Annotated in this window: 13 protein-coding genes, 1 other RNA gene, 1 pseudogene and 1 other annotated feature; of the genes and pseudogenes, 4 read left to right on the top strand and 11 right to left on the bottom strand. The window is 49.9% G+C overall.

Annotated features, from left to right (window positions below; genetic code table 11):
• Positions 1-80: 80 nt before the first annotated feature.
• A non-coding RNA gene (ssrS, locus tag KNO85_RS09105) (6S RNA) lies at positions 81-267 on the bottom strand.
• Between the two features lie 74 nt (positions 268-341).
• A complete protein-coding gene (locus KNO85_RS09110; RefSeq protein ID WP_214789263.1) occupies positions 342-1,556 on the bottom strand; it encodes a DASH family cryptochrome in 1,215 nt (404 codons plus the stop codon).
• Positions 1,557-1,892: 336 nt separating this feature from the next.
• Here KNO85_RS09110 and KNO85_RS09115 point away from each other — a divergent pair, with 336 nt between their 5' ends.
• Positions 1,893-2,546 (top strand): YczE/YyaS/YitT family protein, encoded by a 654-nt coding sequence (locus KNO85_RS09115; RefSeq protein WP_214789265.1) that lies wholly within the window; start codon positions 1,893-1,895, stop codon positions 2,544-2,546.
• 25 nt (positions 2,547-2,571) lie between these two features.
• Here KNO85_RS09115 and KNO85_RS09120 read toward each other — a convergent pair whose 3' ends face one another.
• Together KNO85_RS09120 and KNO85_RS09125 are read right to left on the bottom strand one after the other, a co-directional pair.
• Positions 2,572-3,612: an alcohol dehydrogenase family protein gene (locus KNO85_RS09120; RefSeq protein ID WP_214789267.1), complete on the bottom strand. Its 1,041-nt coding sequence runs from the start codon at positions 3,610-3,612 to the stop codon at positions 2,572-2,574.
• Between the two features lie 99 nt (positions 3,613-3,711).
• Positions 3,712-5,424, bottom strand: a complete 1,713-nt coding sequence (locus KNO85_RS09125) for an ABC transporter ATP-binding protein (RefSeq protein WP_214789269.1) — start codon at positions 5,422-5,424, stop codon at positions 3,712-3,714.
• Between the two features lie 120 nt (positions 5,425-5,544).
• Here KNO85_RS09125 and KNO85_RS09130 point away from each other — a divergent pair, with 120 nt between their 5' ends.
• A complete protein-coding gene (locus KNO85_RS09130) occupies positions 5,545-5,895 on the top strand; it encodes an iron-sulfur cluster biosynthesis family protein (protein ID WP_214789271.1) in 351 nt (116 codons plus the stop codon).
• Positions 5,868-6,089 carry a hypothetical protein gene (locus KNO85_RS09135; RefSeq protein ID WP_214789273.1) on the top strand — a complete coding sequence of 74 codons (222 nt, stop codon included), beginning with the start codon at positions 5,868-5,870 and terminating at the stop codon, positions 6,087-6,089. Before KNO85_RS09130 ends, KNO85_RS09135 begins: the two co-directional genes overlap by 28 nt.
• 106 nt (positions 6,090-6,195) lie before the next feature.
• Here the strand turns inward: KNO85_RS09135 and aspS are convergent, their stop codons facing one another.
• From aspS to secD, 7 genes and pseudogenes are all read right to left on the bottom strand, one after another.
• Positions 6,196-7,968, bottom strand: a complete 1,773-nt coding sequence (aspS, locus tag KNO85_RS09140) for an aspartate--tRNA ligase (protein WP_214789275.1) — start codon at positions 7,966-7,968, stop codon at positions 6,196-6,198.
• Positions 7,965-9,245, bottom strand: coding sequence for a histidine--tRNA ligase (gene hisS / locus KNO85_RS09145; protein ID WP_214789873.1), 1,281 nt, complete (start codon positions 9,243-9,245; stop codon positions 7,965-7,967). Before hisS ends, aspS begins: the two co-directional genes overlap by 4 nt.
• Positions 9,246-9,290: 45 nt before the next feature.
• Positions 9,291-9,525, bottom strand: a binding site (T-box leader).
• Positions 9,526-9,563: 38 nt separating this feature from the next.
• Positions 9,564-10,007 carry a D-aminoacyl-tRNA deacylase gene (gene dtd / locus KNO85_RS09150; RefSeq protein WP_031421442.1) on the bottom strand — a complete coding sequence of 148 codons (444 nt, stop codon included), beginning with the start codon at positions 10,005-10,007 and terminating at the stop codon, positions 9,564-9,566.
• A gap of 16 nt (positions 10,008-10,023) precedes the next feature.
• On the bottom strand, positions 10,024-12,213 hold the full coding sequence (locus KNO85_RS09155) for a RelA/SpoT family protein (RefSeq protein WP_074035181.1): 2,190 nt from the start codon (positions 12,211-12,213) through the stop codon (positions 10,024-10,026).
• A 189-nt stretch (positions 12,214-12,402) separates the two neighbouring features.
• Positions 12,403-12,921: an adenine phosphoribosyltransferase gene (locus KNO85_RS09160; RefSeq protein ID WP_214702380.1), complete on the bottom strand. Its 519-nt coding sequence runs from the start codon at positions 12,919-12,921 to the stop codon at positions 12,403-12,405.
• Between the two features lies 1 nt (position 12,922).
• Positions 12,923-15,280 (bottom strand): single-stranded-DNA-specific exonuclease RecJ, encoded by a 2,358-nt coding sequence (gene recJ / locus KNO85_RS09165; RefSeq protein WP_251130612.1) that lies wholly within the window; start codon positions 15,278-15,280, stop codon positions 12,923-12,925.
• A gap of 36 nt (positions 15,281-15,316) precedes the next feature.
• Positions 15,317-17,537, bottom strand: a pseudogene (secD, locus tag KNO85_RS14915) (protein translocase subunit SecD).
• Between the two features lie 211 nt (positions 17,538-17,748).
• On the opposite strand from secD, the gene zupT reads away from it, so the two are divergent.
• Positions 17,749-18,609, top strand: a complete 861-nt coding sequence (gene zupT, locus KNO85_RS09180) for a zinc transporter ZupT (protein ID WP_214789283.1) — start codon at positions 17,749-17,751, stop codon at positions 18,607-18,609.
• Positions 18,610-18,635: the final 26 nt, after the last annotated feature.

The following is an 18,635-nucleotide window of genomic DNA, read 5'->3' on the forward strand; positions in this document are numbered from 1 at the left end:
TAATTCTATTTTCTCATACTATTTTACTCGGAATTATATTCAAAAAAAAGACGTCTCGCGACGTATTTACAAAAAAATCGATGGGGCCCGGAGTGCCGTGACGATGCCTTGCTTTTGAACCTGCGTATGCAGGTGGGTGACCTAGCGTTTCCTTCACAAGTCCTCCTGCACGTGATGAGGCAGTTGATCTGGTTAGCAGTTCGGTCTCCCGTATTCAAAGTGTTGGCTCAAAATAACGAAGGCGGCTCTCGTACACCTCAGGTATCCCATCTGTTGATTTAACTATAGCGCTTCTGTAAAAAGAAGTCAATGAGAAACACCGACTTCTCGTGACAGTTTGGTCACAACCACCTGTTACGAAACGCACCATCTGGATCGTACGTGAACTGTTGACGCTCGATATTGAAACGTCGATTTCGTGAATCGTTTCCGACACCCGCTTGGTACGCCCAGTTGCCGTAATTGCTTGCGACATCGTAATCGATCAGTTTCGATTCAAAGTAGGCAGCCCCGTAACGCCAGTCTTGCTCTAACTCTTTGGCGAAATAATTGGCAACGATTTGTCGTCCCCGATTTGACATCCATCCCGTCGCATTCAGTTCGCGCATGAACGCATCGACGAAATCGATACCCGTCTCTCCCCGTCTCCATTTTTCAATGACATCCGCATCGACTCGCCAGTCTTTTCGTTTCGACCGGATCCCTTGCGTCCGAAACAAGCGTTTCCCTTGTTCAAGCGCGACCCATTGAAAGAATTCCCGCCACAGCAGTTCAAAATAGAGCCAATACGTCGATTCGTTCACCCCATGTGTTCGTTCATGTGCCTCGAGTTCAAAGAACACCCGTCGTGGTGATAGCGATCCGTTCGCCAAATAGGCAGATAGCTTCGTCGAGTCATCGACACCAAAACCATTCCGCGTCTCTTTATACGTTCGAATCGGCACGGACAGATAGTCATTCAATCGGCGCTTCGCAGCCAATTCGCCACCTTTGAACGGAAACGCCGTCCTCGGGTCTTTCTCGATTTCTTGAAACGGAAAAGGGAACGTCACGTCGCGCGTGGCGGCAGTCGCCTTTCGAGAGACGAGCTCGCGAGGACGAACATCATATTCGACGGCTTTGCGGAACTCTGTGAATAAAAAGGGCATTTTCTCAAACGGGATATCGTCCTCTTCAAATAACGTGAATCCACCGAACGTCTCGTACTCCCCCTTCCATTTTTTCATCACTTCTTCTTCACGCCGACGCTCATTGTACCCGACGGCTCGTTGAAACAAGAGGCGGTCGTTCGGGTCGAGCGTCTCGAGCGGATGACCGACATGAACAAAGAATGGGATCCCGAGTGCGTCTAACGAACCTGCCACGTCTTCTAGCGACTCCTTCAGGAAATGAAGTCGTTCGTTCCCGAGCGGAATGACGCCAAAGCGATTTTCAACGAGCTGTTTTGGGCTAATGAAAAAATGACCTTCAATCGGGTCGTCATATCGCAGCGCTTCCTCGAGCGGCAAATGATCATCCACACGTAAATCGTTTTGGTACCAAATGATTGTTTTCATCAATAGACCTCCTCTACTTCTTAGTATGATGGGTTATGATCTTGATCATGAAGATGGAATATGCTTAAGATATGTTTTTAAAATCAAATTGTGTGGAATATATTCTTCTAGAAGAGAAAGGGGTGCAGCATAATGGCTAAGAAAGGCAAAATGGGAACATTGATTAAAATCGCGACGGCGGTCGCACCGTTCGTCTACGATTACTATAAAAAGAACAAAGCAAAGAAATCACCGAAGAAATAAGTCCTGCGTCTCAGCCAACAAGCTGAGACGTTTTTTTCATGTTTTGCAATCGCCTATGCTAAGATAAATCAATCATTCTATTGAAACGAGGCGATGTTCGTGCACGCAAGGTCTATCCACTTTTTACGCATTCTCTTCAAATGGGGTCTCTTCATGACCGGGTTGTTCTTACTCGCACTCGGGTCATCGATCATGATCACCGCAAACCTCGGTGTCTCCACGTGGGACGTCCTTCATATCGGCATTGCTCACCATCTTCCGATTTCAATCGGAACGGTGATTTTATGCGTCGGTCTTTTACTCGTGCTATTTAAATACATACTCGACCGCATCCGTCCTCAATTCGGAACACTAGTCAACGCGGTGTTCGTCGGGGTGTTCATGAACTTGATCTTAAATGAGCAATGGCTCCCTGTTTTCGAAGGGATGATTGTAAATATCGTTTGGCTCACATTCGGCATATTTGTGATGGGCATGGGAGCAGGTCTCTATGTCGCCGTCGGGTACGGTGCCGGTCCACGCGATGGATTGACGCTTGCTTTAGCAGACCGTTTTGCCACATCTGTCCGTGCCATGCGAACCTGGATGGAACTGACCGCTTGTCTCATCGGATGGATGCTCGGCGGACCACTCTTCTTCGGGACCGTCTTATCGATTTTCCTCATCGGTCCGTTCTTCCAATTTTGGCTAGAACGGTTCCGCCTGTTCATCGCCTACGTCGATCGTCTCAAAGTAAAATTCGCATGAAAAAGAGAGGGGCTGCCCTCTCTTTTTATGTGTTCGGAATCAAGACGATCTTTCCGAACTTACCCGATTGTTTAAAATACGTCTGTGCCTCACGTGCCTCTTCAAGCGGGAACGTCCGGTCAATGACCGGTTTCAGCTTCCCTTCGGCAATCGAGCGCAACATTTCCGCGAACTCATGCCGTGTCCCGAGAACAGACCCGTACATCGCAATATGTTTCAAATACAGTGTCCGAAAATCGAGATGGGTCGTCTGTCCTCCTGCCGAACCAGAGATACAGAACTTCCCTCCTTTTTTCAAGATGTTTAGAGACACATCAAATAGCGCATCCCCCACGACATCGAGTACGGCATCGACCGGTCCACCGTTTGCCGCGATGATGTCATCGGCGAGCGTCTCAGAACGATACGAAAAGACTTCGGTCGCCCCGAACGCTTTCAATTCTTGCTCGTTTTTCAAATCACCGACGATCGCGAATACTTTCGCGCCGAAGACGTTCGCTGCAATCTGAACGTTGAGCGAGCCGACACCACCACTCGCACCTGTGACGACGATCGTCTCACCAGAACGGATGTGTAACTGCTCATTCATATGCCACGCTGTGAGTCCGCTCACGGAAAAGACCGCACTCTCGACGAAATCATCGAGCGGCATATCAAAACAAAGTTCGGCTGGCCACGCCACGTATTCTGCATAACCCCCGTCATATTCTGAACCGATAAAGGACATATCGTCCGATAAATGTTCTTTCCGTTCAGGTCCGCTCGAGGTGAACGGGAACAGAACGACGTGTCGTCCCATCATCCCTTGGTCGACCCCGTCCCCTAGCTCCACAACTTCTCCCGTGATATCTGAACCAGGAATACGCGGGAACTGGACACCCTCCGGACGCCAACCCGACTTCTCTCCAGTTCCGTACGCCCCTTCTCGCATCCAAATCTCTGTATTGTTGATGGCACAGGCGCGCACCTTAATCAGTACTTCTCCCGTTTTCGGTGTCGGTTTTGGGATATCAACCACTTGGAGTTGATCGACATCCCCATATCCTACGACTTGTACAGCTTTCATGGTGTATCTTCCTCCTTCTCTTTCGTTCATCCATATGTATTTACCCACGAACCACCCATATCACGCCAGAAAGGCCACCTTTTAGAGGTGACCTTCCGTTTAGAGCTGTTGGCGTTGTAACAGGTTCGTGAAGACGCCGCCTTTTTGGCTAAGTTCTTCGTGCGTCCCATCTTCCACAATTCCTTCTGCCGTCACGACGAGAATGCGATCCGCATTTTTTACCGTCGCTAGGCGATGGGCGATGATGAGCGTCGTCCGATTCGCGGCTAGTTCATTGAGTGAATCTTGAATGATGGCCTCAGTTTCCGTGTCAAGCGCCGAAGTCGCTTCATCTAAAATTAAAATCGGCGGATTTTTCAAGAACATGCGGGCGATGGCAATCCGTTGTTTCTGTCCACCAGAGAGCTTCAGTCCCCGTTCACCGATTTGCGTGTCGAGACCGTGTTCAAGTTCCTCGACGAGCGTGCCGAGATGTGCCTTCTCCACCGCATGCATGATATCTGCATCGGTCGCGTCAAGCTTTCCGTAAGCGATATTCTCCCGAAGCGTACCGGCAAATAAGAAGACGTCCTGTTGAACGATTCCGATTTGGCGACGTAGGCTCTCTTTCGTCATGTCACGGATATCCATACCGTCAATCGAAATCGCACCCTCTGTCACGTCATAAAAGCGAGGGATGAGTGAACAGATGGTCGTCTTCCCTGCCCCACTCGTCCCGACCAAGGCAACGGTCGTCCCTGCCTCAATCGACAAGTCAATATCCGTCAACACTTGGCGATAATCTGAATAACCGAAGGAGACGTCGTCAAAAGTAATATCGCCTTTCAACGTCTCGACCTCGATGGCATCCGCACGGTTCTCGATGTCTGGCTCTTCATCGAGCAACTGGGTGAATCGTTTAAACCCAGCCATCCCTTTCGGATACATCTCTAGAAGTGCCGTAATCTTCTCAATCGGCTTGATGAGCAAGTTCATATACAAAATAAATCCGACGAGCTGTCCGTATGTCAACTGCCCTTCATACGTTAAGTACGCCCCGTAGACAAGGACGAGCAACGTCATCAGACGCGTCGTGATGTAAATTCCGGCGAGCGATGTACTCATGACACGATACGCCTCAATTTTTGAGCCACGATAGAAGTTGTTATCTTTTTGGAAACGCCCGATTTCAAACGCCTCATTCGTAAATGATTGGACGACACGTGCCCCTGAAACGCTGTCTTCGACGCGCGCATTCACTTCCCCGATGTTCGTGTACATTTTTTGCCACGCCTTATTCATATTCTTATTCGCATATGTGATCATGATAATCAGGAACGGCACAGCGACAACGGTGACGAGCGCGAGTTCCGGGTCGATCGAGAACATGATGCCGAACGCACCGAGTAACGTCATGATGGCGATAAAGAAATCTTCCGGCCCATGGTGTGCCACTTCCCCGATATCGAACAAGTCGTTCGTGACCCGACTCATCAAATGTCCAGTCTTATGATTATCAAAGAATCGGAACGACTGTTTATGAATATGCGTGAACAACTCTTCCCGCATATCTGTCTCGATATTAATCCCGAGCTTATGCCCCCAGTAGTTGACAACGTACTGCATCATCATGGCCAATATGTATAGGATCAATAGACCAATGCTGACGATGATAATCCAGTTCCATTCCCCACCTGGCAATAAGTCATCGATGAACCATTGAACGGCGAGCGGAAACCCGAGTTCAAGCAGTCCGACGAGAATCGCGAATGAAAAATCGAGCATGAACAACTTTTTATGTGGTCGATAATAACTAAAAAACCGTGAAATCATCCTGTTTCCCCCTTCTCAACACTCTAAGTGTACGCTTTTTTCCGAAAGGTGGAAAATAGGATGCATCCCTTTTTCATTCTTTTTTCAATCGGCGTATAATGAAAATAAGGAGTGATACACATGAATGTACACATTACAGAACGTGCGCTCGAACGAATCGAGTCATTGAAAGGCGAACGTGAAGGACAGATGCACCTCTTCTATGAGACGGAAGGTTGTGGCTGTGGAAACAGCGGAATCTTTGAGATTCGATATGTTACGGAGAAGACTCCAGAAGACGTCGAGATTGACTCGAACCTCGGTCCGATCTTAATCAAAAACTGGACGAAAGTATTTTTAGATGAACAGATGACAATCGATTTCCTCGAAGAACGTCGTACGCTCGTCTTGAAGAGTGACGGACAAGTGTTCAATTCGAATCTACTCGTCACTGACGGAACGGGTTGCCAGCTGAACGTTCCGAGCCGATGAAACAGGCGTTACGAGAACATCCTATCCTGTGGCTATGGTTCCTCCTAAGCTTCGGACTCGGACTGTTCGGAATCTATCTGGCGTTCACCGATTCGGTTTACACGATGTCCGCAGTTATCGCCTCGCTCTTTGCGTTCGGGTTTGCGTTGCAGCGTACAGCAAAGTATATGCAGCGAGAGGAAGATAGACGTTAAAATAGACTTCATTTCTATTTAGACATTTGTGATCGAGCAGTGGGCCAAAATATAATTTCACACACAGAAAAAGGAGATTCGCCGCGGCGAATCTCCTTTTGAATACTTACTTTTTCTCTTTTACTGCCGTACGAATCGACAACTCTTCAAGTTGTGCGTCTGCGACCGGGCTCGGTGCTTGCGTGAGCAAGTCGCTTGCCGAAGCCGTTTTCGGGAAGGCGATTGTGTCACGAAGGTTAGAACGACCTGCAAGAATCATGACGAGACGGTCAAGACCGAGTGCGATCCCTGCGTGTGGTGGTGTTCCGTATTCGAACGCTTCAAGTAAGAAGCCGAACTGTTCAACTGCTTCTTCTTGCGTGAAGCCGAGCAATTTGAACATGCGCTCCTGGATGTCACGCTCATAAATACGCTGTGAACCGCCACCGAGCTCGTAACCGTTCAAGACGAGGTCATACGCGATTGCGCGTACACTTGCCGGATCTGTCTCGAGAAGGTGAAGGTCTTCACGGTTTGGCATCGTGAACGGATGGTGGTTCGCGTAGAAACGACCGTCTTCTTCTTCAAACGTCACGAGTGGGAAGTCCGTCACCCAAAGGAAGTTGAACTTCGACTCGTCGATGAGACCGAGGTCGTGACCAAGTTTGACGCGGAGTGCGCCAAGGCTGTCTGCGACGACAGTTGGTTTCGATGCGACGAAGAGGAGAAGGTCACCTGCCTCTGCATTCGTTGCTTCGATTAACTTCTGTGCATACGTTTCGTCAAAGAACTTCGCGATCGGGCCGTTCAAGCCTTCCGCCGTCACTTTGAGCCATGCGAGACCTTTCGCACCGTAAACTGCCGTGAACTCTTGAAGCTTGTCGATGTCTTTACGTGAGAAGTTGTCCGCCTCACCTTTGACGTTGATCGCTTTGACTTGTCCGTTTGATTCGAGTGCGGCGTCGAATACTTTGAAGCCGGCACCTTTCACCGCGTCTGCCACGTCGATGAGTTCTAGACCGAAACGCGTGTCCGGCTTATCTGAACCGAAACGACGCATCGCTTCTTCATGAGTCATGCGCTCGAACTTCGCTGGTGTGTCCGTACGACCGAGCGTCGATTCCATCACTTGGCCCATCATCGATTCCATCATCGCCATCAAGTCTTCGATGTCCATGAAGCTCGTCTCGATGTCGACTTGTGTGAATTCAGGCTGACGGTCTGCACGAAGGTCTTCATCACGGAAGCAGCGCGCGATTTGGAAGTAACGGTCAAATCCTGCGACCATGAGCAACTGTTTGAAGAGCTGTGGCGATTGCGGGAGTGCATAGAACTCTCCACCGTGGACACGGCTCGGGACGAGGTAGTCACGTGCGCCTTCTGGTGTCGACTTCGTCAAGATCGGTGTCTCGACTTCGAGGAACTCCTGCTCCGTCAAGAAGTTACGGATCGTGTTCGATGTCTTCGAGCGGAGACGGAACGTCTCTTGAAGCGCCGGACGACGAAGGTCGAGGTAACGGTACTTGAGGCGAAGGTCTTCTGAGACGTTTTCTGCTTCGTCACCGATTGGGATTGGCGTCATCTTCGCTGCGTTCAAGATGTTGATTTCTGAAGCGATGACTTCGATGTTTCCTGTCGGCATGTTCGGGTTCTTGTTCTCGCGCTCGAGAACCGTCCCTTTCACGTCGAGAACGAACTCGCTACGAATCGTCTCCGCGAGCTTGTGGACTGCTTCGTTTTCTGGGCGAACGACGACTTGGACGATCCCTGTGCGGTCACGAAGGTCGATGAAGATGAGTCCTCCGAGGTCACGTCGTTTTTGTACCCATCCTTTTAATTGTACTTCTTGGCCGATGAGTGACTCTGTCACGCGGCCGTTCATATGTGTGCGTCCGATCATTGTCCTGCTCCTTCCGATAGTTCACGAATTTTGTCTGCGACGGCCGAGAGCGGCACATCGACTTGTTCACCAGTCATCATATCTTTCAAGGCGGCTGCACCGCGTTCGACTTCGTCATCCCCTAAGATGACTGTGAACTTGGCTTTCAAGCGGTCCGCCTGTTTGAATTGTCCTTTGAACTTGCGTCCTTGGTAATCACGGTCTGCCTTGAACCCTTCCATGCGAAGGAGTTGTAAGAGACGTGTCGCCGTTAATTCGACTTCTTTCTCACCTTGCGCGACGATGAAGACATCAAGTCCTGTCTCAAGTTCGGGTAAGACCCCTTCATTCTCTAATGCGAGGATGAGGCGCTCCAAGCCGATTCCAAACCCGATTCCTGGCATGTCTGGTCCGCCGATATCCTGTACGAGACCGTTGTAGCGTCCGCCGCCACAAAGTGTCGTGATGGCGCCGAATCCTTCTGCCTCGGACATGATTTCAAACGCCGTGTGCGTGTAGTAATCGAGTCCACGGACGAGCGTCGGGTCGACTTCATAGGCGACACCGAGTGCGTCGAGTTGAGCGAGCACTTGATCGAAATAGGCTTTCGACTCTTCATTCAAATATTCAAGGATCGACGGTGCCGTCTTCATCGACGGGTGATCGCGGTCGACTTTACAATCCAAGATGCGAAGCGGATTCTTATAAAGGCGTGACTGGCAGTCTTGGCAAAGTTCGCCTGCCACCGGCTCGAAGTGACGGATGAGCGCATCGCGGTGGGCGTTGCGGCTTTCCGCGTCCCCAAGCGAGTTGACGACGACTTTGATTTTTTGAAGGCCAAACGATTTGTAAATCGAGTAGGCGAGGCTGATGACCTCAGCGTCAACGGCCGGGTCGCTACTGCCGATCGCTTCGACACCGTATTGGTGAAGCTGACGGAAACGACCTTTTTGCGGACGCTCATAGCGGAACATCGGTCCCATGTAATAAAGCTTCGTCGGTTGGTCCGGATTGCCGAACAGTTTGTTCGTCACGAACGCACGAACGACAGATGCCGTTCCTTCTGGGCGAAGCGTGTACTCGTCTTTCCCTTTCTTCACGAGCGTGAACATCTCTTTTTGTACGATGTCCGTCGTCTCCCCGACACTACGTGTGAACAGGTTCGTCGTCTCAAAGATTGGTGTGCGGATCTCTTTATAGTTATAACGGGCGCTCATGTCGCGAAGCTTTTCCTCGACATATTGCCACGTCTCGACCGTGCCCGGAAGCAGGTCTTGTGTACCGCGTGGTGCTTTCATCATTCTTGTTTCCCTCCTTAAAAATACAAAAAAGGCCCTCGTCCGCAAAGGGACGAGAGCCTGTGTAAGTTTCCCGTGGTACCACCCTCGTTGCAGAGCCATTACTTGAAACTCTGCCACTCGAAATCGGTTAACGCCCGATGAGACGGCTCCCCCTACTCGTTTTCAAGGGAGCACCTCCAAAGTGTCGTTCGGGTCATCATCCAGTCGATGCTTTCAGCCAAGGCATCGCTCTCTTTGCTGGTGGGTTGACCGTACTCTTCTTTATCGTAGGTGTTTGACTATATGCTTCATGATGCCGAATGAAGCCGGCATCTGTCAAGCGTTTTTTTCGAGCATGAGTGTGACCGGGCCGTCATTGACGAGAGCGACGTCCATCATCGCCCCGAAGCGTCCCGTCTCGACGACGAGTCCGTTTGACCGAAGTCGTTCGTTAAACTTTTCATAGAGTGTCTCAGCCATGTCCGGTTTCGCCGCCTTTGTGAAAGCAGGTCGACGTCCTTTCATCGTATCTCCATACAATGTGAATTGAGAGACAGATAAAATCTGACCGGACACATCTTGAATCGATAAGTTCATCTTTTCTTGATCGTCTTCGAAGACACGAAGCCCGGTCACCTTGTCGGCGAGCCAGTTGACTTCTTCTTCTGTGTCTTCATGTGTCACGCCGACGAGAAGCAAGTATCCGGCGTTGATTGCCCCGACGACTTCTTCCTCGACTGTGACCGATGCTTCTTTCACTCGTTGCAATAATACACGCACGTTCCTCTTCCTTTCGTCACGTCATCATGACTCGGCTGACCGAATACACGTCTGAGATTTGTTTGATGCGCTCGACGACTTTCTGCAAATGATTCACGTTCGGAATCGAAATCGTCATCGAGATGCGGGCTTGTTTGTTTTGGTCGCCACGACCGCTGACGGCCACGATATTCGTATTCGTCGCGGAAACCGCTTGAAGGACGTCGTTTAAGAGACCTGAACGATCATATCCTGTGATTTCGATATCGACGTTATAGTTCTTCTCTTTCGCCTGTCCGACTTCCCATTCGACGTCGAGGAGACGCTCGGGATGTTGTTCGTTGACGATGTTCAAGCAGTCTTTCCGGTGAATCGAGACGCCGCGTCCACGAGTGATGTATCCGACGATCTCATCTCCCGGTACCGGGTTACAGCAACGACTCATGCGAACGAGCATGTTGTCGATCCCTTTGACCGTCACGCCCGCTTCCGTCGTTTTCTTCTTCGGTGCCTGACTGACTTTCAATTCACTGATCGCTTCAGAGAGTTCGAGTTTCGGTTCTTTCCGCTGCTTCTCCGTCAACTTATGTGCGACTTGAGCGGCAGTGATGCCTTGGTAGCCGACCGCGGCGTACATCTCTTCCTCGTTCCCGAAGTTGAATTTCTCGACGACGATACTGAGTGCAGGCTCATCGATTACTTCTTTCGGTTCAAAACCAAGTTTCTTGATTTCCGCCTCGACGAGATCTTTCCCTTTCTCGACGTTCTCTTCACGCTGTTGACGTTTGAACCATTGGCGAATCTTGTTCTTCGCCTGACTCGAAACAGCGAGTTTCAACCAGTCTTTGCTCGGTCCATAACTGTGCTTCGACGTGATGATTTCAATGATGTCACCTGTCTCGAGTTTGTAGTCGAGCGGCACCATCCGACCGTTCACTTTCGCACCTGTCATCCGATGGCCGATTTCCGTATGGATCCGGTAGGCATAGTCGATCGGGACAGAGCCTTTCGGCAACTCGAATACGTCCCCTTTTGGTGTAAAGACGTAGAGCATGTCGCTAAAGAAGTCGACTTTAAGCGACTCCATAAACTCTTCGGCATCCGTCGTATCTTTTTGAAGCTCAAGAATCTCACGAAGATGGGCAATCTTCTCGTCGAACCCGTTCGTCGAGACGTTTTTGCCTTCTTTATATGCCCAGTGTGCCGCAATCCCGAATTCGGCGATGAAATGCATGTCTTTTGTCCGAATCTGGACTTCAAGCGGCTCACCCTTCGGACCGATCACTGTCGTATGGAGCGACTGATACATGTTCGGTTTCGGCATGGCGATATAATCTTTGAAGCGTCCTGGCATCGGCTTGTATTGCGTATGGATGATCCCAAGTACCGCATAACAATCACGAATCGAGTCGACGATAATGCGGACCGCCATCAAATCATAAATTTCATTGAATTCTTTTTTATGCTTCACCATCTTATTGTAGATGGAATAGATATGTTTCGGTCGACCGTTTACGTCGGCATCGATATGCACTTCTTCAAGAACTCCGTTCACTTCCGTGATGACAGAGGTGACGAGTGCTTCTCGTTCCGTCCGTTTTTGTTTCATCATCGAGACGATCTTGTAGTATTGCTGCGGGTTGATATAACGTAACGAAATATCCTCGAGCTCCCACTTGATTGTCGAGATCCCCATGCGGTGGGCGAGCGGCGCAAAGATTTCAAGCGTCTCTTCTGCCTTTTGGACTTGCTTTTCTTTCGGCATATGCTGAAGCGTCCGCATGTTGTGGAGACGGTCCGCGAGCTTGATCAAGATGACGCGCACGTCTTCCGCCATCGCGATAATCATCTTCCGATGGTTCTCTGCGAGTTCTTCTTTTTTCGACTTATATTTGATTTTCCCAAGCTTCGTGACGCCGTCGACGAGCATGGCCACGTCCGGACCAAAATCGTCCGTCAATTGCTGTAACGAAATATCCGTATCTTCGACGACATCATGCAAGAGCGCTCCGATAATCGTCGTGGCATCTAAGCCGATATCAACGAGAATGCCGGCCACTTGGACCGGATGGAGGATATAGGGCTCGCCCGAACGTCGGAACTGACCGGTATGATGAAGTTTTGCGTATTCGTAAGCGCGTTTCACTTCGGCAATATCGTCGTCACCCATATACTCCCCGAGCGCGTCGAGAAGATCCTCAATACTTACGATTTGTTTTTTGGTCATAACATTCGACACCCTTTTTCTTACCGCTCCAATCGACTCAGATTCGTCGCAGCATGGTAGTAGTTTATATTCAAGATTCTATAATTTTTATAACCATTATCGAAAAAATCTGACGACCTGTCAAAGGTTGTAGGTTATTTTCCTCAAAAACTATTCAAAAACGGGAAGCATATGCTTCCCGTTTAAAAATTAGTCTTCGTATCGGATGAGTGAGAAGATGTCATATCCTTCAAGACGCTCACGTCCGCCGAGTCCGTCGAGTTCAATCAAGAACCCGATTCCTGCTACAACTCCACCGAGCTGCTCAATCATTTTGATGGTCGCTTCAATCGTTCCACCTGTCGCGAGCAAGTCATCCAAGATGACGACTTGTTGTCCCGGCTTGATTGAATCTTTGTGCATCGTTAAGATGTCCGTTCCGTACTCGAGACCGTATGATACACGTACTGTCTCACGTGGTAACTTTCCTTCTTTACGAACTGGTACAAATCCGAGCTCGAGTGCGTACGCTGCCGGGCAACCGACGACAAATCCGCGCGCCTCTGGTCCAGCAATCAACTCTGCCCCACGCTCACGTGCATAAGCGACGAGCTCGTCTACTGATTTCTTGTAGACTTCGCCATCTTGCATAAGTGACGTGATATCTTTGAAGCTGATTCCTTCTTTCGGATAATCTGCTACTTCTTTAATATGCTGTTTGAAATCCATTTTATGTGTATGCCTCCTGCATCTTGTTCGATCGCAACGATTGTAACCGCTCTTTGAGCTCTGCCAATGACGCATAAACGAAACGTTCTTCGAGTTGTTGGCACCCAATCCGGCGTTGATAGCACGGCGCTTCGGTCAAATCGCGTTTCGGTGCTTCTGGATTGACTCCAGGCAGTCCGTCTTCCATTGTAACAAGAAATTCGAGTTCAGAGAATACTTGATGCATAAATTGAATCGTATTTTTTGACCATTTTCGTTCTTTTGACAGACGAATCAGGTTTTCACGTAGATTTTTCCGTTCACATGTCGCCATGTGCACGTAATACGTTCGGAAATCCTCACGTGACGGGAGACGCTCGAAGAACGAGTCACCTTGACCGAAGGCGCAATAGATTCGCTCGACACCCTCGTGAAGTTTTTCTGCAAGAACCTCTTCATCGTCAGGTAGGTCGAGTAAGACGACGAAACGATTGAGTGGTTCATCTCCTTCATGAAGTGGATAATCTTCGGCTATTCCTTGGAACGATAAGAATGACGTATGTTCTTTCGGCAAGTCTTTCAACTCTTGTACCGACTTTTTCTTCCCACGGTAATCGAACACCTGGAAGTCATCGACACGTAAATCTTGAATCATGAGCTGAGGTTTTCGCATCCCGTTCCACTCGTTCACTTGAAGACTGCCCATCACCGAGATGTGAGCCATCTGCGAGATTTCTGAGACGACGTGTCCGAACCCGAAGCCGATACCGTCGAGTTCACGCTTGTCTCCGGCGAGCTGAACTTTCAAATGTGTCGCGTCACGTCCGATTTGACGAATATCGCGCAGTTTGGCATCCGCAACGACGACCCGTGGAGACGGGTTCCCCATGCCGAACGGTGCCAGTTTCGCGATCTCGGAGATGAGATCGAGCGAGACGTCATTGACCGTCAGTTTCAAATCGACATTGACCCGTGGCACGAATACATCGTCTGGAATCCCTTCTGCTTGACGATTCAACCGTTCACGCAGTTCAGCAACGTTCTCGGACTGAAGCGTCATCCCCGCGGCTGCCGGGTGTCCCCCGAAGTGCGGCAAGATGTCTTCGTTCTTCGAGAGTTCTTTAAACAAGTCAAACCCGTCAATCGACCGTCCTGAGCCTTTCGCCTTACCAGTTTCCGGGTCGTGGCAAAGGAGGATGACCGGACGATAGTACGCCTCGACAAGACGGGAGGCGACGATTCCGACCACACCCGGGTTCCACTTCTCGCTCGCGACGACGAGTACACGGTCCTCGGTCATGGACGCTTCGACGAGTTCCTTCGCTTCAGCGGTGATCGTTTTGACGATATCTTGACGCTCTTTATTTTGCTTATCGAGTTGCTTCGCAAGTTCGAGCGCTTCCTCGACATGTTCGGCAAGGAGCATTTGTAGCGCCGGCATCGCCGAATCGAGACGTCCTGCCGCATTGATCCGCGGACCGAACGCAAAACCGACGGATTCTTCGTTCAACACGCTGTCACCGAGCCCACATACTTCACGTAACGCCAAAATGCCTGGTCGTTTCGAAGCTTCGAGTGCCGCGATTCCTTTTTTTGCGAGCAATCGGTTTTCGCCGTCGAGTGGGACGAGGTCAGCGATTGTTCCGAGAACGGCCAAATCCAGCAATTCCTCTGGCATCCTTCCTAAGACGGCATGTGCCACCTTCAGCGCGACCCCCGCACCGGCGAGCTTATCGTATGGATATCTCGGGTCAATGTGCGGATGGATGATCGCATACGCGTCCGGGAGTGTCTCTTTCGGCTCATGGTGGTCGGTAATGATCAAATCGACACCGAGGTCTTTTAAGAGCGTCGCTTCTTCAATCCCTGAGATCCCGCAGTCCACTGTGATCACCAAGGTGAAGCCTTCGTTCGCTGCCCATTGGAACGCTTCCTTGTTCGGTCCATACCCTTCTGTGAAGCGGTTCGGGATGTAGCATTCGGCCATGACGCCAATCTCGGTCAAAGCGTGCCACATGACCGAAGATGCGCTGACACCATCGACATCGTAGTCTCCATAGATGAGTACCATCTCACCCTCGTCCGCCGCTTGCTTGATACGGGCTACGACTTTCTCCATCTGTTCGAATAAATACGGGTCATGAAAGACGAGTTCATCCTCGGCATACAAGAATGCCTTGGCCGCTTCTACGTCCTGATGACCTCGCTGAACGAGTAACGTCGCCAGTTGTGCTGATATATTTAATTCGTTTTGTAAACGTGTGACGTCGTCCGGGTTCGTTTCCGGGTAGAGCCACTGTTTCTTCGAATGGTACATGTCCTTCACTCCAATCAATTGTAGATTATAGCAGACCGCGTGAAAGATGTGCCGTCTTGACATTTAAAAAGGTCTCCCGTTTGAAGGGAGACCCACTCGTTACGCCTCTGTGACCGGCGTATCTTTTTTCTTGTTGATGGTCGTACGTTTGATTAACAACCACAAGTATGACGCGATGAAGATAGATGAGTACATCCCCATGAAGAGCCCGATGATCAATGCGAGCGAGAAGCTTCGAATCGATTCGGCACCGAACGCGTACAAGGCAATGGCCGTCACGAGTACCGTGATGACGGTGTTGACCGAACGGACAATCGTCTCTTGAATCGATTTATTGATGATCGACTCATACACATCCATCGAACGGATCTTCCGTTCTTTTTCATACGACGTGATATTCTCTCGGACGCGGTCGAACGTAACGATCGTATCGTTGACGGAATAACCGATGATCGTCAGGATCGCTGCGATGAAGTATAAGTTGACCTCAATCCCAAAGAGCGAGAACGCGACGATCATGAAGAACGCATCGTGTAGCATCGCCACCACGGTCGCGACCGCATAAGAGAATTGGAAACGGACCGTGATGTACAAGATGATCCCGATTGAAGCGACGGCTACCGCGTACAAGGCGTTCTTCGCCAAGTCACGACCGACTTGAGCCGACACGGTGCTGATGTTCGGGTCGTTCCCGAACTGCTCCGTGAACGCCGTCTTGACGCTCGCGACTTCCTCTTGACCTAGTTGTCCGACGAACGTCACATAAGCCAAACGACCTTCGTCGGCATATTGGACGCTCGAGATTTCTTGGTCGATCCCTGCATCATTGAACGCTTGCGTAAACTCTTCTTGTGAGACACGCTCTTCTGTTAATACCTCGACACGTGTTCCTGAAGCGAAGTCGATCCCAAGGTTCAATCCTCGGAAGAACAAGAGACCGATTCCGAGAACGACGATTGCCGTCGAGACTAAGAACATCGTGCGCATATGTTTGACGTAATTCCATTCAGTAAGCTTAAAGTTCACGGATTTCACTCTCCTTCACACCAAACCATCCTTTACGTTTGTCGAACAGACGACTTGAGACAAGGAGGTGCATCAAATAACGTGAGATGAATACGTTCGAGATGAACGTCATCGCGATTGAGATCATGAGCATAATCGCGAACCCTTTGACTGAGCTTTGTCCGAAATAGAACAAGACCGCAGCCGAGATGAGTGTCGTCAAGTTGGCATCGATGATCGTGCTAAGTGATCGGCGGTTACCGGCACGGAATGCAGACAAGACCGACTTCCCAGAGCGGAGCTCATCTTTGATTCGTTCCGCCGTAATGATGTTCGCATCGACGGCCATCCCTACCCCGAGGACGAGTGCTGCAATCCCTGGGAGCGTCAAGACCGCATTGATTCCATTGAAGAACAACATGATCAAGTTGATATACAAAACAAGCGTGATGATTGACACGAGTCCTGGTAGACGATAGAAGAACAACATGAAGATAAATACGGCAATGATCCCGATAGAAGCGGCAAATACCGTCTCTTCTAATGCGTCTTGACCGAACTGAGCCGATACCGACGTCGAGTAGATTTCATCAAGTTTAACCGGGAGCGCCCCTGCGTTCAAGATGTCGGCGAGTTGCTTTGCGCTCTCAGCTGTAATATCTCCACCTTTAATGATAGCTTTGTCCGACAAGATTTGACTCGTGACTCGGGCATCTGACACAATCTTCGAGTTCTCTTTTTGAATCTCTTCCTCGTATGTGTCGCCTTCTTCATAATCGAGCCAGATGACGAGGCGATTCTCAGGTTCGGGAAGCTGTGCGATTTCAGCAGTTACTTCACCAAATTTTTCAGCCGATTGTAAGGTTAACTCAACAACTGGTTCCCCGCTGTTAGGATCGTACCCAATAGCCGCACCACGTGGCGCCAAATCTTTCCCGTCGAGCAAGACGTTGTCGTTCACGTCACGGAACGTCAATTGCGCCGTAGACGAGATGACTTCGCGCGCTTCGTTTTGGTTCGACACGCCAGCGAGCTGGACACGGATTCGGTTGTTCTCTTCGATTCGAACGTCCGGTTCGGATACCCCGAGGACGTTGATTCGGTTGTTGATGGCGCGAACGGTTGCATTCATCGCCGACTCGTCGATGACGTCGCCGTCTTCGAGCGGTTGTACTTCATACAAAACTTCGAATCCACCTTTTAAGTCGAGTCCGAGGTTCGTGTTCTTGACTACCCAAGGTGTCGAGAACACAGCGAGCAGGATTGTCGCAATCATGATGATTGCAAAAATCGCAATATTGCCTTTTTTGTACATACGACTATTTCCTTTCTAAACCACTGTTCTTGATATAACTTCTCTCGTTAACATTACAAATTTTCTAAACATTTATCAATCATTTTCCTAAAATTGTAACGTCTCTTTACTGAAATGACGCCTTGATTTGCGTATAAGACTAAATGTTGCACAAGGGCAAAACTTCATGTATGATGTAGCTAACATCACAACATCAAAGGAGTCTTACCACATGGACAGCACAATTATTTTTGCGTTCCTCCTCACCTTGTTCGCAGGTCTTGCGACAGGAATCGGGAGTATGATCGCATTCTTTGCGAAACGGACGAATACGGCCTTCTTGTCCATCTCTCTCGGATTTTCCGGAGGCGTCATGATTTACGTATCATTCATCGAGATTTTCCCGAAAGCGCTCGAGGAGCTCGTCGGCGCACACGGAGAATATACGGGTACAATTTATACCGTCCTGGCGTTCTTCGGTGGGATGTTCTTGATTGGAATGATTGATAAGTTCATCCCGAAAATGGAGAATCCACACGAGGTCAAATTCGTCGAATCGATGCAGAACGACCCGTCAACTCAAGAGTTGGCGACGACAGCTACAAATGAAACAACTGCGATTCAACATCCGGAATCACAAAATCGCTTAAAGAAAATGGGGATTTTCATGGCACTCGCCATCGGGATTCATAACTTCCCGGAAGGACTCGCGACGTTCATCTCGGCGCTTGATGATCCGACAGTCGGTGTCGCCATCGCCATCGCCATCGCGCTGCATAACATTCCAGAAGGGATCGCCGTCTCCGTCCCGATTTATTATGCGACCGGTTCACGGAAGAAGGCGTTCAAGCTCTCCATGTTATCGGGTCTCGCCGAGCCAGCTGGGGCTGCCATCGGATTTTTAATTCTCATGCCGTTCTTGAGCGACACCGTCTTCGGTCTGTTGTTTGCAGCAGTCGGCGGGATCATGGTATTCATCTCGCTCGATGAGTTGCTCCCTGCGGCCCGTGAATATGGTCATGCCCATCATTCGATGTACGGAATGGTCGCCGGGATGATTGTCATGGCGACGAGTCTTATCCTATTAATGTAACGAGCAATGCCCTGACGCCTCGCGTC

Origin of the sequence: Exiguobacterium sp. s124, from assembly GCF_018617485.1 — a bacterium.
GTDB classification, from domain to species: Bacteria; Bacillota; Bacilli; order Exiguobacteriales; family Exiguobacteriaceae; genus Exiguobacterium; species Exiguobacterium aestuarii.